13 protein-coding genes are annotated in these 16,543 nt (G+C 42.9%); 11 read left to right on the forward strand and 2 right to left on the reverse strand.

Features of this window, described 5'->3' with window-relative positions:
• Positions 1-4 precede the first annotated feature (4 nt).
• The 6 genes from DPF93_RS02545 (at position 5) to DPF93_RS02570 (ending at position 7,426) form a co-directional block, all read left to right on the forward strand.
• Entirely contained in the window at positions 5-1,363 is a 1,359-nt protein-coding gene (locus DPF93_RS02545) for a TolC family protein (protein WP_114764654.1), read from the forward strand.
• Positions 1,364-1,459: 96 nt separating this feature from the next.
• A complete protein-coding gene (locus DPF93_RS02550) occupies positions 1,460-2,605 on the forward strand; it encodes an HlyD family secretion protein (RefSeq protein ID WP_164675294.1) in 1,146 nt (381 codons plus the stop codon).
• Entirely contained in the window at positions 2,606-3,052 is a 447-nt protein-coding gene (locus DPF93_RS02555; protein WP_114764656.1) for a hypothetical protein, read from the forward strand.
• The gene (locus tag DPF93_RS02560; RefSeq protein WP_114764657.1) at positions 3,045-3,491 is read left to right on the forward strand and encodes a hypothetical protein; all 447 of its coding nucleotides are present in this window, start codon (positions 3,045-3,047) and stop codon (positions 3,489-3,491) included. The genes DPF93_RS02555 and DPF93_RS02560 overlap by 8 nt, the downstream gene beginning before the upstream one ends.
• Positions 3,491-5,383, forward strand: coding sequence for an EAL domain-containing protein (locus tag DPF93_RS02565; RefSeq protein WP_114764658.1), 1,893 nt, complete (start codon positions 3,491-3,493; stop codon positions 5,381-5,383). Before DPF93_RS02560 ends, DPF93_RS02565 begins: the two co-directional genes overlap by 1 nt.
• Before the next feature lie 102 nt (positions 5,384-5,485).
• On the forward strand, positions 5,486-7,426 hold the full coding sequence (locus tag DPF93_RS02570) for an ATP-binding cassette domain-containing protein (protein ID WP_114764659.1): 1,941 nt from the start codon (positions 5,486-5,488) through the stop codon (positions 7,424-7,426).
• A 29-nt stretch (positions 7,427-7,455) separates the two neighbouring features.
• Here the strand turns inward: DPF93_RS02570 and DPF93_RS02575 are convergent, their stop codons facing one another.
• The gene (locus DPF93_RS02575; RefSeq protein ID WP_114764660.1) at positions 7,456-8,349 is read right to left on the reverse strand and encodes a DMT family transporter; all 894 of its coding nucleotides are present in this window, start codon (positions 8,347-8,349) and stop codon (positions 7,456-7,458) included.
• 540 nt (positions 8,350-8,889) lie between these two features.
• Between DPF93_RS02575 and DPF93_RS02580 the strand changes: the two genes are divergently transcribed.
• The 3 genes from DPF93_RS02580 (at position 8,890) to DPF93_RS02590 (ending at position 12,982) form a co-directional block, all read left to right on the forward strand.
• Positions 8,890-9,291, forward strand: coding sequence for an NUDIX hydrolase (locus DPF93_RS02580; RefSeq protein WP_114764835.1), 402 nt, complete (start codon positions 8,890-8,892; stop codon positions 9,289-9,291).
• A 135-nt stretch (positions 9,292-9,426) separates the two neighbouring features.
• Entirely contained in the window at positions 9,427-9,678 is a 252-nt protein-coding gene (locus DPF93_RS02585) for a DUF2999 family protein (RefSeq protein ID WP_114764661.1), read from the forward strand.
• A gap of 205 nt (positions 9,679-9,883) precedes the next feature.
• On the forward strand, positions 9,884-12,982 hold the full coding sequence (locus DPF93_RS02590; RefSeq protein ID WP_114764662.1) for a DUF748 domain-containing protein: 3,099 nt from the start codon (positions 9,884-9,886) through the stop codon (positions 12,980-12,982).
• A gap of 91 nt (positions 12,983-13,073) precedes the next feature.
• Here the strand turns inward: DPF93_RS02590 and yddG are convergent, their stop codons facing one another.
• Positions 13,074-14,000, reverse strand: coding sequence for an aromatic amino acid DMT transporter YddG (yddG, locus tag DPF93_RS02595; protein WP_114764663.1), 927 nt, complete (start codon positions 13,998-14,000; stop codon positions 13,074-13,076).
• 456 nt (positions 14,001-14,456) lie between these two features.
• Here yddG and betI point away from each other — a divergent pair, with 456 nt between their 5' ends.
• Positions 14,457-15,053 carry a transcriptional regulator BetI gene (betI, locus tag DPF93_RS02600; RefSeq protein ID WP_114764664.1) on the forward strand — a complete coding sequence of 199 codons (597 nt, stop codon included), beginning with the start codon at positions 14,457-14,459 and terminating at the stop codon, positions 15,051-15,053.
• A gap of 16 nt (positions 15,054-15,069) precedes the next feature.
• Positions 15,070-16,530, forward strand: coding sequence for a betaine-aldehyde dehydrogenase (betB, locus tag DPF93_RS02605; protein ID WP_114764665.1), 1,461 nt, complete (start codon positions 15,070-15,072; stop codon positions 16,528-16,530).
• Positions 16,531-16,543 lie beyond the last annotated feature (13 nt).

Here is a 16,543-nt window from a genome sequence, read left to right on the forward strand (position 1 = left end):
TCAGATGGATAACATTCAGTCGTTTAGATTGGCAGGTGCGCTACTTGGCGTGTTTTGCTTGATGCCAATTTCAGTTTTTGCTGATGAAAATGCGGTAGTAATATCAAGCAATAATGTAGTGGACTCGTCGTCTCAGACTCCACTTGCAAATTATGATTTGGGCTTTAGAGAGGTGCTTAACCAAGCGTTAGATATCTCTTATGAGTATAAAGCGTTAAATTACGAACTCCGCTCAACCGAGATCTTAAAAGATAAAGAGGAGAGCTACTTCTACCCAACAGCCACGCTTTCATCAGAACAAAAAGAGTATTACGGCGAACCTCGTCCCGATCCCGATAGTACTGGTAAGGCTATACTGACACTCAGAGCCAAAGTTTGGGGTTCAAGCACTGATGACCGTATTGATGCCAGTGAAAACAATCGCTTGTCTGGCGAGATGAACCTCAAAGGAAAAGAGTTAGAAATCTACTACGTGGTGCTCAAATACCTGACAAAGGTTGAGTTAACCCGTGAATTTAAGCGCCAAACCGATGAAATCCGTGTCGAGTTGGAAAACTTCTATCAAAAACAGCTTAACGCCACGGAAGCAGGGGTATCGACCCAATCAGATGCGATGGAAGTGGAGTTAACCAAGTCGCGCTTTGAAGAGCAAGTCTTCGCCGTTGTTTCAAATATTGATCGCTACTTTCGCGATCTAAGGATCGAAACGGGTTTGGAACTCGGTAGCCAAGAGCAAACCCAGCGAATTGGAATTGACTACAACAAGCTTGTTTCGGTGTTAGATATCAATGTGACTAAATTTGATAGCCACGCTCTTATCCGAGATAACTACGGTCTGCGCTCCACTGAATACCTACTTAAGGCGACGTTACAAAGTGCGAAAGCGCAGCGTGAACGGCTAAAAATTGATTTAGTTAATGAGACCCATGTGGCGCTTTATGGTGGTAACGATCAGTACGAATGGGGCGATACAGACGATTCGTATTTTGGTCTTAACGTCACTTACGATTTGTACAACCACGGTATTGGTGCTGACCAAGAATCGGCATTGGAACTCTATAAAGCGGAAAAAGAACGATATGACATGGGCGTGCAAAAATTCCTCGCACAGCTCGATGCGACCGCCTTGGACTATGAAAATACCATGGCAAAACGCAACAACTTGATTGAGCAATTACGCATCAATCGAGAGCTTATTGAAAATCAGAAAAATGAAATCTACACAGATAAAGTTACTTATCTAGATATTGCTGAAAGCATCTCGTCTCTCAATCAGTCTGAAATCGCGCTACTTAACATGGAGTTGAGTTTGTACGACCAACTCTATGAACTAATGGAGCTGAAATCGCAAAAGATTTACTAGTCGACCATGATTGTTAGCAGAAAACATAAGCTGTTAGTCAGCATCGCAATAGCCACGTTACTACTCTATATCCTACTCTTTAAGGAAGTGGAGGTAGTGGCTCCTGGTTCTGGGTTAACGGGGATCAAAGAGAGTAACGTATCGTTAAAAGCACCATCAAACAGCTATATCGTTGATTTGATGGTCTCTCAAGGTGAGAAGCTTGAAATTGGTCAGGCGATGTTGCGCTATCGCAATCTTGTTGATGAATATCAATTACAACAAATTACGGTAGAACTTGAGCAGGACACTCGCTTGTTGGTGCAACATGAAGATGAACGTTGCTTCTTAGTCAGTGATCAATTTTCAGCGTCACCTATTAGTCATTCTGATTATGGTTGTCAAAAAGCCTCCCCATCGGCAGGCGCTGGCGGGCTCTATATTTTGAGTTTCTACGAAGACTACCTTCTAGAGCAAAAATTCCTTGTTGATCTAGCTCTAGAGCGTAAGAAAAAGGCTGATGAGCTGTATAAAAAACGCAAAATTCTTACCAAAAAACGCAATGCCCTTCGCAAAGGTAAAGGTGAAACCATACGCTTTTACGATCTAGAAACGGAGCTAAGCGATCTGAATACCGAGTTGGTTTCGTTTATGATTTCAGAGTTGGAAGCAAAGAAAAAACTGACTGACAAATTGATGGTTTTTCAAATGCGTCGCTCTGAGCGTTTGCTGACTTTAGATGAGCAAATCAACAGCCTGAAATCCAAGATCACCGAGAAAACCTATCAACAACAATTGCTGGCTGAGAAGAAGAAAAAATCTGTTATTCGCTCGCCAATAAACGGCAGCATATTGGAGCTGACTGACGGACTTGCGGTAGGAACGTTTGTACAAGAAGCGTCACAAATGTTCGTGTTGAAAAAAGAAGGAGCTTCGCAAGAAGTAACTGCCAAATTTGACTCAAGATACCGACATTTTCTCAATATTGGCCGAGAAGTTCGTCTAAAAATTAATTCTCCGGGGTTTAATGAAATATTTAGCGGAACCATTGTTGAGTTGAGCTCAGACTCAATCGCCTATGATGAACAAAATAAAAATGGCAAGCGATACTATCGCGTGACAATAAAGCCAGATCAGGAGTTCTTAGATCTTTCGTTAAATTTAGGGATTGATGTGCAAGTGTTTGTGGTTGACGACAAAATTAATGTTATGGAGTTTATTTTTAGCGTGCTTCCGAGTGATATTAAGTTTGAGGTTTGGTAAATGATTGGATTTGTATCAGCCATTTCATCGGCACTTGCAGTTATTGTTCTAGTGGTTATTGCAACATTGCTCGCATTTGTTCAAGCGATAATGCCAACGACAGGCTTAGTCCGGATTAATGATGTTAAATATCGTTATGTTATGGAAAGCAGTTATATTGAGCCCCAATTGATACGGGAAGTCATACTAAAAACAGAAGTGGCTGGAATAGATGATAGAGTTATTTCTTATCAAAATGGCTGCACTTATGGATTTAACTCATCTGAACGTCAAATGACAGAAATCAGTACTTACAACTACATCACAATGACGCAGTATTTTGATGATGCGATCCCGGTTGCACCAATGTATACGATAGCAGAAAAGGAAGTATTCAATACCTGCTTTATCGACATCAACCTCAACCCAATAGAGGAAACTCAGCAAGAGGAGAGCGCAAATGGATGATGATTCTCTTGCACCATTTGTTGATGCGTTGGCATCTTCATTAATTGTTATGGTGCTGGTGTGTATTTTCTTCCTGATACAAACGTCAACCGCAATTACATCGGCAGCAAAATTAGAGGCTGTAGTCGACGTCGAAGAAGATAAGGCATATTCGCCGATCTCTTATCGTGAAATTCTTAGTGCGGATTTAGTAAAGCAAGAATTTAAATATGTGGTGAATTTTAAGTTGAAACCAGAGTTAGTTGATCAAATTAAAGGTCAGTTAATTGGTGCTCGCAATATTACTTTCACGATTGAAAGTCGAGACTCTGAAAAGAAAAGCGCAGTTAACATAATGCGTCTTTTAAATATATTGGATTTACCTGAAGAAACGAAGATTAGTACAGAAATAGTAGCGACAACATCAGTGTTATCGAAAGTACGGTGGGAGATAGATTAATGTACATTTTTGGATTGCTGGTTTACATCACGATACCAGCATTAGCGTATTACTTTGATGGCTCAAGGGAGTTTATATACGAGTGTTTTGAGCTTTCACCAGAGATAACAGCGCTAATCGCAATCACTTACCTCTATCCGATTTCAGTTTTCTGTGTTGCGTTTTTCTTTAGGCACCATAAATTCGCCAATATCGAGTATTTTCGTAGTCAGGTAACGCTATCATCGTCTTTGGCGGTGTCATTTGGTCTGATCGGTACTTTTGTTGGTTTGGCGAATATGATTTCCGGCATCGCTGCTGGTCTAAACGCATCAGGTGATTTTACCGAGCGTATGGCTTTGCTGCTTAACTCAATTGGTTTGGCGCTGGACTCAATGTCACTTGCGTTCTTAACATCCATCCTGGGTGTTGGTACGTCTGTCTCTATTCTCGTCGCTTCAAACTACCTCAATTCATTTTTTGATCTTCACCAAGTGAGTAGTGAGGGAAGTCGATTTGATGGCGATCGTATCGCGCCGCTGTTTGATACAGAACAAAACATCATCAATCAGAACTTCGAGCAAGTGCATGTTACGCTTCAGCAAACCTTAGAGCTGGTGCATGACAAAGAAAAAACCTGGACTGACTTACATACTTTGCTCGAATCGAACTCAGGCTCGACAGTGGTCAAGCAGTTTAATCAAAGCCTTGACCAGCATAACCAAATTGCACTCAATCAAGCTGAGCAGATGCAAAGTATTCGCGAGGAACAACTGCGAACTAACCAAAAAATGGAGCAGTTTTTTGCTCAATATGCCGAGAATATGAATAGCTTAGCGAATGAAGCCGCCAAGGCTCTTTCAAGCATGTCAGGGCGCATGGAAACCATGGCGGCTGCCAATGAAAATATGGAGAAAATCCTCGCACAACACGCAGAAAGAATGGGGGTGGAAGCTGGATTTGTTACCTCTGCAGTTGATGGCATGTCGAATCGTGTTGTGCAGATGTCTGACGATATTACTCGCACCCAGCAAATTACCACAGACGTTATTGAGCAAACTTCCGGTGAGCTTGATCGCGTTGCCTCGATTTTGCATGACATACGCATAGCGACTGCGCTACCGATTGGCGAGTCACTTAAAAATGCCATTCACGAAGGAAGCTTTTCTTTAGTTTACCAGCCTCAAACTCGTGCTGACGGAAGTTTGATTGGTGCAGAAGCGTTTATTCGTTGGATAGACCCTGTGCGCGGACCAATCTCAAACTATGAGTTATTCAAACTGGCTAAACAAGAAGGGGTGTCGGTTGAGGTCGAACTTTGGGTTGTACATTCAACGATTCACCAAGTTTCAAAATGGCAAAAGCAGGGTTGTTGGCAACATGAATGGATCGCGTCGATTAACGCTACCAGCGAGCTACTGCTGTCACCAAACTTTGTTAATGACATCGAAATTAACCTCAAGAAATCAGGCGTTAACCCTGGTTCTATCGCCATAGAGATCACTGAGGATACCATTTCTGGCAACTCTGCTGCGGCTCGAGACAAGATCAGACAGCTGCATAATCTTGGTTTGAAAACTTTCATTGATGATTTTGGTACAGGTTATACGTCGCTGATTAACTTAAGAGACTTTGAGATCGATCGATTGAAGATTGATCGCGACATTATCAACGGCATATCGGAAGGAGACGAATCGAGTTTCAACTTGGTTAAGTCGGTCATGATGATGGCAGAACAAATGAATATCCAAGTACAGGCGGAAGGCGTTGAGGTGCAGCAGCAAGTCGACAAATTGGTTGAGGTTGGTTGTGAATACTTCCAAGGTTATCACTTCGGTAAACCTGTTGCGTCGAGTGAATTTGAATCTCAATACCTAACTTCAGAGCAGCCTGTCTTAGAGGCAGAAGTATAAATCGTAGCGCCGCAAAGGTGACGAAAGTTGAATTCAACCTTTGCGGCGAATGACATAGCCAATCAAACCAAGAACTTGGTTTGCTAACAGACTGAGATGTAGATGAAAGCAACCGTTAAGAAGTTAATTGTAGATTCAAAGGCTGACTTTGATTGGAAAGCGTTTGAGCGGCTAAGTTACGAGAATTTAGATTCGTTTATCACCTACCTGGATGCGCTATTTCAAGACTCATTGTTTGATTATCATTTTGAGCGACTAACAGTAAAAGACAGCAATGATCTGCCAGATTCGTTTGTCACGTTGGAAAGTGATGCGAGTTACGTTCATCGAGTTGGTACCTCTTTTGTCGCTGAGGACAAAAAGCCTATTGATACCGAGCACCTGATCGGCAAAGAAGTCGTCCATATTCAGCAGTATCCTAAAAAACTATCGAGTCGCCAATTCATCGAAACCATCTTTTCACTTTATCCGCGCATCAATTTTCTCCTTATTGCCGCGGTACCCTTTATCTTAATTCCGGCGTTTTATGCCAATTTGTTTAACACTCGGCTGATCTTCAATGAGTTAATTTCAACCTTGTTGTATGTCACCACAGCATTTGTTCTATTGTGGGGTATCGAGTATTCCCTCAAGCATTTTATTAAGAAACACCACTTAACCGCAGTAGACAAAAATGCATTGAAGATCGAACGCTATATTCTTAGTGTCATGCCTTTTTTTAGACATAAAGATGTGCTGACTAAAGTGAGGATGGTTGAATCTAACCGCAAGGTAATATGGGACAACTTGTCCGGTTTGATCATTGACGTGGTGAATTTCTCTTTAGTCGTCGCGCTGCTGTTTGTTTTTATCGGATCACAAGCTCTGCTTTTACTCGCTTTTTATCTTGCGATAGTTATTGTCTCTACTTACTTGAGATACCGTAATTACACCTTATATATTGAGCATGAGTCGGCGCAGCAGGATCTGCTCAACGAGCGGATTTCTTACTATAAAAACAACAAGCAACTGAGATTTTTTGATACTGAAGCGACCTTGAATAACTTTGAGTTATCGTGCAAGAAGTCTTTTTCCAGTGATCATGACATTGCGACGTTTAATTTTAACTGGGACGAGTTTGTCAGACTAAGCTCATTTCTTGCTAGCTTTGTGCTGTTTAGTACTATCTTTTTCGCCTCTAAAGCCAATACTGAGATTTTTAATGTCTTAATCGCTTTGCTTATCCTTAATGGGCGTGCATCCTCAAGCATGATTAGTTTGGTGACAAAAAGCTTTTTCATCTTAACCTCAACTTACCATCTCAATACCGCATTTAAGGACGTGTTCGAAAAGATAGAAGCTCGTTTGATGAAAAAAGGGTTGATGGTGGATGGTATTTCAAGTGTTAAGCTGAAAAATCTAACCATTTCTGTTGATGAGCGAGTTCTACTCGAAGATATCAATCTAACGTTAACCAAAGGCAATATCTATGGTTTTGCGGGGAATATAGGCTGCGGTAAATCCACTTTAATGGCAAGTATTCTACAAAACCATACAGAGTACACCGGTGCAGTGCAATATAACGAATTCTATAATGGTATTGACCTAGATAGGGCGGTGTTTGCTAAGTTGGTCGCTTATCTTGACCCGAGTAGTGATTTTATACGTGGTTCAATCTACTCCAACTTTTATCTACGCGGCATACGTGATGCCAATCGTATCGCGCAAATATGCACTGCGATCTTTAACGACATACCGATAGATTATGAGTTTATTTTCCAGCGTGATATTTCAACCATCGAAATGTCGACGGGGCAAAAAAGAAAGCTGCTACTTTATATGAGCCTAGATAAACATAAGCGCTTGGTTGTGTTAGATGAGGCTTTAATTAACCTCTCGCCGCTCGATGTCGTCGCCATGCTTAAGTACATTCGCACTGAGTTAAAGGATTCAATTGTTTTGGTTGTTTCTCACGATAGAAATGTACTCGCGCAGATCAACAATATTTTTGAAATCAAAGATAAACAAGTAGTAACGGTCAAAAGCGCGACAGTAAGGGTTTGATATCAAGATCAAACCCTTAGGGTTGGTGGCTAATCTAGGAAGAACAAAGAGATGCCAGCAATAGCCGCTAGCGTACCTACAATGCTTTTCATCGTTGGCTTTTCCCCTTTGAATGCACAGATCGCCAGCATAAACAGTGGACTGGTTGCGATGATGGTCTGAGCAATGGCAGGGTTCGCGTACTTTAAGGCTGATTGTTGTAGCCACAACGCGAGGAATGTGCCAACAAAAATCGCTAAAAGCAATGTCAAAAAGGCTCGTTGAGTCAGTTGTTTAAAATGATTTTTTATCTGCTTAAACGGCTGTTTTTCAGCAAATATAATGATCAATACTACCGCCAATACACCTACCACTAAGCGGATAAATGCGCCAAGTAGTGGCGGTAAATCCCCCGCAACTAAAGCGTAGTGTGATATCACCACACCGGTTGCCTGACATGTGCTCGCGAGCAAACCAAAGCCAATACCCGACCAAGATACAGTGCTTTGCCCAGTGTTATTTGGCTGAAGTATCACGAAGGTCACCGCGACAGTGGTGATCACCACCCCAAGCCAACTTTGAATAGGTAGCACACTGCCAAGGAAAACTAACGCTAATATGCCAGACAGTGGCGGCGCGAGAGACTCGAGTAGTAACGTTTTATTGGCGCCAATACGTTTCAACGAGGCAAAATAGGCACTGTCACCAATAGCAATACCGATAACACCTGAGACGGCTAGTACCAGTAAATGCTTTGAGTCAATTGAATCGGGAATAGTAGCTGTTAAAGGGATAACGAGTGCCATCATTAGCGATGCGATAACACCCTTAACGATATTAAGTTGAAGTGCAGAAAAGTGATGGCTAAATTGACCGTAAATCCAAGTGGCGATTGCCCACACCGCAGCGGCTGATAGCGCTGATAATTCACCGACGTACTGCAATTTCGGGGCTCCTAAGATAATTACATCGGGTTAAAGAGAAAGAGACTATAAGCGAATTCGAAGTTTGGCAAAGTGCCAGCAAGCGTTTTTGTGATATCTGATTCGATTGTTTGGAGGTTGTTGTTGAAGGGAGGGAATCTAAAAATAGCGACTGACGAGCAGATTTAAAAGGGTGAACTGGAGTTGCTTTAGCCTTGATTCCTCAGCCGGAATTTTGTGAAACCTAGACTAAAACAAAACCAGTTCGATTTGTTGCTTTTTTATGAGATTACTCTGTTCATCCATAGACTGGACTAGGTAAGAGAACACCTACTAAACGTTGTTAGCAAACATCAATAAATCAAATACAGTGGTTAACTGAGTTTGCGCGGTGAATCTTAACAGCGCACCTGATAATAACTACTTATAACCCAATTACATTGAATGTAATTGGGATATAACGAAATCTATATGGCGCTATTGTCAGTAAATGAAACGCTAGCCCGTATTCGAGAGATTTCGTTATAATCCGCTTTAAATTCCAATAAGGTTGATATGCAAGTGGACAAAATCATTGATAAATTGGCGTGGATTACTATCCAAGATGGTAAGTTTCTAGCCGTACGCTCGAAAGGAAAAGAGTTGTTCTACCTGCCGGGTGGTAAGCGTGAACAAGGTGAAAGCGATCAGCAAGCGCTTGTGCGTGAAATCAAAGAAGAGCTGTCGGTTGATTTAGATAGAGATACTATCAAATACGCTGGAACGTATAGTGCGCAAGCAGATGGTAAAGCAAGTGGTGTGACGGTTCAATTGACTTGTTATTTTGCTGATTTCAGCGGTGAATTAGCAGCCGATGCCGAAATTGAAGAACTTCGCTTTATCGGCACTGAAGAGCGCGAAGTTTGCTCGTTAGCAGCTTTGGTTGTGCTTGATTCGCTCGTCGATCAGCAACTGGTTAAATAGCCAAGCGCGGCTAGCTTGTCTGGTTAGTTTAACTAATGCTCAATCAGGCGAGGCAGGGCACAATCTGCTTAGACGGCGTAACAGTTAGTGATAAACTTACGCTCAAGATATTAATTGAATGTGAAAGGTATTGAGATGAACCCTATTATCGCACTGCTGAAAGAAAACAATATTAGCGATGAGCAAATCAGCGAGATTTTCGAGACGTTGACGCAAAACCCACTTGCAGCAATGGCGACCATTGCCCAACTAGGTTTACCGCAAGATAAGCTGCAAATGTTGATGGCGCAGGTGATGCAAAATCCAGCATTAATCAAAGAAGCGGTTGATGAGCTAGGTCTTGATTTTGCAAAGGTAGAAGCGGCTAAAGAGCAACTACAAAAATAGTGTCTAGCTGTATTGCGAAAGGTCGTTGAAAGGAGTTGGTGTCGATTTCTCTCAGCGACTTTTTTATATCAGTTAAATCTCTAGAAACAGATCACGTTCGATTACTTATAAGCAGTTGAATTTGAATGGTTCTGACAAAACGAACAACAAGTTCCGCGTATAATGCGCATATTATTCGATATAGGCGAAGGAGTAAGAAGTCATAATGTCGAGCAAGTTTAGTCAAGCGGTCACAAAGTTTCGAACTTTGCCGCGCGCAATTCGTTGGGCAACGTATTCTGCTGGTGGATACCTAACGTATGCAGCGCTAGTCGGCGCTTTAGTTCCTTATGTTGCAGAGCAACAGGTTCCTAAACAACTTTCTAGCCTAATTGAGCGTCCTGTTCAACTGGGCAAAGTCGCAATTAACCCGTTCACTCTGCAAATTAGCATCGATCAGTTTGCGATCCTTGAAGGGGATAAACCATTTGTTCAATTTAACCAAGCTGCACTGCAAGTTAACTTTTGGCAATCAATCCTAAATGGTCAGCTTGAAGTAGAGTACATCAAACTGGACCAGCCGTTGGTAAAGATTGACAGGCTGTCTGACTCTCCGCAAACCACTTTTAACTTTAGCGACATTCTTGCCGCGGTAGAGAAAAATAGCCCACCAGCTCAGGAAAACGAGCAGTCAAATGAAGAGGTGGTTGATAGAAACGCGCCACTATTCCCGGTCTACATCAAGCAAACGGCGCTGACTAACGGTGAAATCTACTTCTATGATGCAGTCACAGATACGCAACTTGCATACCCAAGTATCAACGTTACTGTGTCTGATTTTGCTACGCAGAATCTCTTGAGTGGCGATGCTCAACTTAATCACTACCGGGTTGATATCACTGACAACGATTCAGCTAACGTTGCACTCGAAGGTCAGTTGCAGTTAAAACCATTACGTGTGGTTGGTAATGTTGCAATCAAAGACATTCAATTACCGAAACTGTGGAGCTTTGCTGATCACGAGTTTGCTGCCAAATTAAGCTCGGGTAAATTGAGTTTTGCTACTCAATACACTGTTGAGCAAACGCTAGGTGAAACGCCAGAGCAAGATGTTGTTACTGTAGTGACCGACTCTGGTGATTTGTCGCTTGAACAACTCAATTTTGATGCTTACGGTAAATCAGTGGTTTCACTGCAAAGCTTTGCGATTAAAGGTATTGCGGCGAATACAGCGACTCAACAAGTTATCGTTGACGGCATTGACTCTAATGGATTAGTGGTCTCAGCAAAAGTTGATGCTAAGGGCGCGGATCTTGCTGAGTTATTTACTCCTAAATCGAGCGCGAACGCGGAGCAAAGTAGCGACAACACCGCTGGAGCCGATAAGCAGAGTGACGAAGCGAAAAGCACGGCGAACACTGTAGATACTGATTCTGGCAGCATGACGAAACCATGGTTGGTGACGCTAGGCGGTATTGAGCTTAAAGACTACGCGCTAAATGTTGAAGAAAACTTGCTCACCAATAAAGCCAATAAATGGCAACTGGCTGCGATTAACTTATCAACTAAATCGATAGTGAGCGATCTGTCTCAGCCAATAGAGTTTGATCTATCTGCGTCTCTAAATGGTAAAGGTGATTTGAGCGTAAGAGGTGAGGCGGATGTACTAAAGCAGAGTGTCGATGCAGATATTGCCGTCAAATCACTTAAGCTTGCTCAGTTCCAGCCGTACATTGCTACTGCGGTTAACGCTACATTAACCAGTGGTGAGTTTACAGCTAATACTAAGCTGAGTGCTGACGCTAATGGCAAGGTTGTTGCCAGTGGTAGCGCTGCGGTTAATCATCTATCTGTACGTGACAACAAGCTGAAAAAGCCGTTTGTTAAGTGGCGCTCTTTAGCGGTCAACAAGTTTGCCTTCGATCTCAATAAATCCAAACTTGATATCGATACACTAAGCTTAAGCCAACCTTACGCGCGAGTGGTGATCAACAAAGATCGAACCACCAATATTGGTGATTTGGTTGTGGAGCAGCCAACGGCAGCTAAGCAAAATAGTGCAAAAACAAGTAGTACGGCAGCGGGTGCCAGCAAGCCATTTGCTTTGAAAGTGCGCAATATTTCGTTTAAAGACGGTTCGGCTTTCTTTGCTGATAACTCGTTAACACCAAACTTTGCTTCCGGTATTGAACAGTTGCACGGCAGTATTGGTCATGTGTCGAGTATTCCAGGGACTAAAGCGTCGGTAGATATTAGTGGCAGTATTGACCGTTACGCACCAGTTAAAGTCAAAGGTGAAATCAACCCGTTATTGGAAAAGCCTTATTTGGATTTGGACGTACTGTTTAAGAGCATTGAACTTACCACGGTTAACCCTTACTCAGGTACCTATGCCGGTCATTACATCGACAAAGGTCAATTGACGCTAGCGCTAAACTACAAGTTGGAGAACAACCAGCTACAAGGTTCTAACCATGTCGTGGTTGATCAGCTAAAACTGGGTAAAGCAAGTGACAGTGATTTAGCGACAGATTTGCCTATCAAACTCGCAATTGCCTTACTGCAAGACAGTAATGGAGTGATTGACTTAGGTATGGATGTGTCTGGTGATGTAAATGATCCTGAGTTTAGTGTTGGTGCAGTAATTTGGCAGACACTATCTAACATCATTACCAAAGCAGTCACAGCGCCATTCTCGTTTATCGCCGGACTTGCGGATGCAGATGATGAACTGAACGAAGTAAGTTTTTCTTTTGGAGTGGATCAACTCGATGCAGAACAACAAGAAAAGCTTGCGCAACTTGGTGAGGCGTTAGAGACACGCCCGATGCTAACGCTGTCTGTCGATGGTTCGGTTGATGCGATTGAAGACAGTAAAGCACTGGCACTTAGTAAATTCGAACAGAAGTTAGCTGAGCAAGCCAATATGTCAGTTGAACAGCTACCACAGGACTTAACTGCTAGCTCTATTCCAGTGCAAGGTCCGCTGTCAGAAGCTCTAATCGCAACCTATCAGCAGCAGTTTGGTACAGAGGCTGATGCGGTTCGAGATACGATAGAGCAAGATCTAGATAGCAAAGATAAAGATTATACCGATGAAGAACTCGATCGCCGTTGGCATATCGCACTCTACAACTTGGTGCTGAACGAGCAGCAAGTAACGCCTGCTGAGTTAGGGCAACTAGCCCAAAGGCGTGCACAATCGGTTAAAGCGTATCTTGTCGATGTCACTAAGGTTGACGCATCACGCGTATTTTTACTTGATAGCCGATTTGATGTTGACCAAGACGCAAGTCAAGTGACGCTGTCACTAGAGGTGAACTAACAACAGTCTCTAGTTGATACTGCTAGCTTAAAAAGTGAAAGAGAAGTACTTGGTACTTCTCTTTTTTTGTCTGATAGAAAATCGAACAGCTTTATTGTGGGGATTCTTCGCCAAGCGTTAACGAGGACTTTGGCTTTTCTCTAGTCAGGTACCAGCTTAATAACGAACCTAAGGTGACCATCGCGACGCCATACCAGAAGCTGTGGGTTAAACTCACGCCCAAAATGATGGATGAGAAAACCGCTGACAGTACTGGCGTGAAATAGGACAAAGTTGCCAAGAACACCATGTTGCCGCCAATAATAGCGATATTCCACAAACCATAGCCACCTGCCATTAAAAATGCGGTGATCAACAAACTAAAGCTCGACTGCCAGCTAAAGCTTATTGCGGGCTCGTTGGATAAAGCATATTTAATCCAAAGGGCGATGGCTGTTGCGATGAAAAACAACGTAATAGCATTATGTTTTGATTGCTGACGTCGAGTGAGGTTACAGTAAACCGCCCAAAGCACCGCTCCGGTAAAAGACATCACATAGACGATTGGGTTAGTGCTGATGTTGGCAATTAAAAGATTTAAAGAGAAACCTTGCTCGCCACTTACAGTGATTGCAACCCCGATGAATGCCAACAAAATTGCAGGGTAGAGCAATATGTTAGGACGTTTAGTGCCGCCAATAGTAGAGAACAAAACTGTTAATGCTGGCCACAAGTAGTTGACGATTGAAACTTCGATCGCTTGTGAACGGCTATTGGAAAAACCAAGCGACAAAGCCAAAAAAATCTCATAACAGACAAACAAACTCCCACCCAATAACAGATAGCGTAGTGAGAATAATGACGGTTTTGGTACTCCGAGAATGAGTACTAATAACAGAGCTGCGACGCTATACAGTAAAGCGCAGCCGCCAATTGGACCGAGCTGTTCAGTCACAACTCGTGCGCTAGCTAACAAGCAACTCCAGAATAGGATCGCAACACATCCATAAACGGTGAATCGTATGTGGTTATTTTCCATTTTAAAATGTAACACTCTATTTCTTGCAGGCGCAGAGCTTACCTTAAATCTACCAATTTGAAACTCAATTTTTTACGCTGAGCTCAGGTGTTATCACGCTTTAACATATCAATAGCAAATCATTTTGCTAAGCATTTTAGTGACAATAAAAAGCTTAGAGTGCTAACTAATGACATAGTTGGCAAATGGCAAATTGCTAGAAAAAGCGAATGTAGCAAGCGATGGAGGATTAATTGTCTATAAGGAATATGTATATTTGATACAGCCACTTATCTTGCCTTATTGTCTTTTGGAACGCATGTTGATTATCTTGTGTCAATGTAAATCGGATGCTGCTTTATCAGTATCTTTTCACTTCAAGTGGTAACAGAATTGTTATTTTGATTTGAGTTCTAAGTAAAATTCGTGCATCCTATATTTAACTAACCGTTCAATTAAAAATAACAAGGATGCAAAATGCCCAAGGTAGGGATGCCTCAAATCAGGAAACCACAGCTTGTTAATGCGACCATGTCGGTCATTGATCGGGTTGGCTTGCATGCAGCGAGTATATCGTTGATTAGTAAGGAGGCTGGGGTATCGACCGGGATCATTAACCACTACTTTGGCGGTAAGCATGGTTTACTTGAAGAAACGATGCGAGAAATCTTAAGGCAACTTTCATCTTCGATTACGCAGCAATTGCAGCAATTGCCAAAGGATGCTCACTACCAAAGAATCAATGCCATCGTTGACGGTAACTTTGTCGGCTATCAAGCAGAAAACCAAGTGGCAAAAACTTGGCTAGCGTTTTGGTCTTATTCAATGCATGACGAGCAGCTAAAGCGTTTACAACGCGTTAACGAAAAACGTCTGCTTTCCCATCTAAAAATTGAACTTAAAGCGATGTTTAGCCCGCAGCAAGCAGATTTAATTGCGCATGGTATCGCCTCACTAATCGATGGTATTTGGCTTCGCGGGACGCTCAACCCTGAAGGTATCGACGCTGAACAAGCGCGCGTCATCATCAATGACTACCTAGATAAACAAATTACCTTTTATACAAAACAATAAAGAGTCACCACTTCAAATGGATATCAGATCACACTATATCAATGGTGGGATGCACTTTGGTCAATCCGAGGAGTATTTCACTACTTACAATCCAGCCAACAATGAACCTCTAGCTCAGGTGCAACAAGCGGATCAACAGGTGTTAGAGTTAGCCATTGAGTCTGCCGAAAAAGGCTTTCAAAAATGGTCGGCAATGAGCGCCACGGAGCGTAGTCGCATCCTACTTAAAGCCGTGGCTTTGCTACGTGAGCGCAATGATGAGTTAGCACACTTAGAAGTGTTAGACACGGGTAAGCCGATTCAGGAAGCCATTGAGGTGGATATTGCAACTGGCGCTGATGTTATTGAATACTTTGCTGGATTAGCCCCAAGTCTGCAGGGCGATCAGCAACCGCTTAGTGAATCGCAGTTTTTTTATACGCGCAGGGAGCCAATAGGCATCTGCGCGGGTATTGGTGCATGGAATTACCCAATTCAGATCGCGATGTGGAAATCTGCACCGGCCTTAGCCGCAGGTAATGCGATGATCTTTAAGCCCTCTGAAGAAACGCCATTAACCGCGCTTAAGCTAGCTGAGATCTACAGCGAAGCCGGTGTACCTGACGGTGTGTTTAATGTAGTTCAAGGTGATGCGCGAGTGGGTCAGATGCTGACTGCTCATCCTGCTATCGCAAAAGTCTCCTTTACTGGTGAAACAGGGACAGGTAAAGCGGTGATGCGTGATAGTGCGGCGACGCTCAAACAAGTCACGATGGAACTTGGCGGCAAATCACCGCTAATTATTTTTGCCGATGCACCGCTTGAGCAGGCGGTCTCTGCGGCAATGGTGGCGAATTTCTATACTCAAGGTGAAGTCTGCACACACGGTACTCGTGTTTATGTCCATCAAGATCTCTATCCGCGTTTTATTGAACGGCTGAAACAGCGCACTGAGAAACTGATCATCGGCGATCCACTTAATCCTGAGACGCAAATTGGCGCGTTGATCTCTAAACAGCATGAAGAGAAGGTGTTGAGCGCGATTAAAACAGCTAAAAACAGCGGTGCATCACTTCTGATTGGTGGCTACAAAGTCACAACGGGTGACCTTAGCCAAGGCAATTTTGTCGCGCCAACGGTGTTTGTCGATTGCGATGAATCAATGGCACATGTTGCTCAGGAAATCTTTGGTCCCGTTATGTCTGTGATGACGTTTAGTGATGAAGATGAGGTTATCGCTCGTGCTAACAATACAGATTATGGTTTAGCGGCAGGGGTATTTACCCAAAACCTTTCAAGGGCTCATCGAGTTATTCACCAACTTCAAGCGGGGATCTGCTGGATCAATACTTGGGGAGACTCACCAGCAGAGATGCCTGTTGGCGGTTACAAGCTTTCGGGCATTGGGCGTGAAAATGGTGTCGACACACTCAAACACTATACGCAAACCAAGAGTGTGCTGGTGGAATTGGGCGATTTCGTCAGCCCTTACGCGTAAATAGTCGAGGATT

Origin of the sequence: Vibrio rhodolitus, from assembly GCF_003350325.1 — a bacterium.
GTDB lineage: Bacteria > Pseudomonadota > Gammaproteobacteria > Enterobacterales > Vibrionaceae > Vibrio > Vibrio rhodolitus.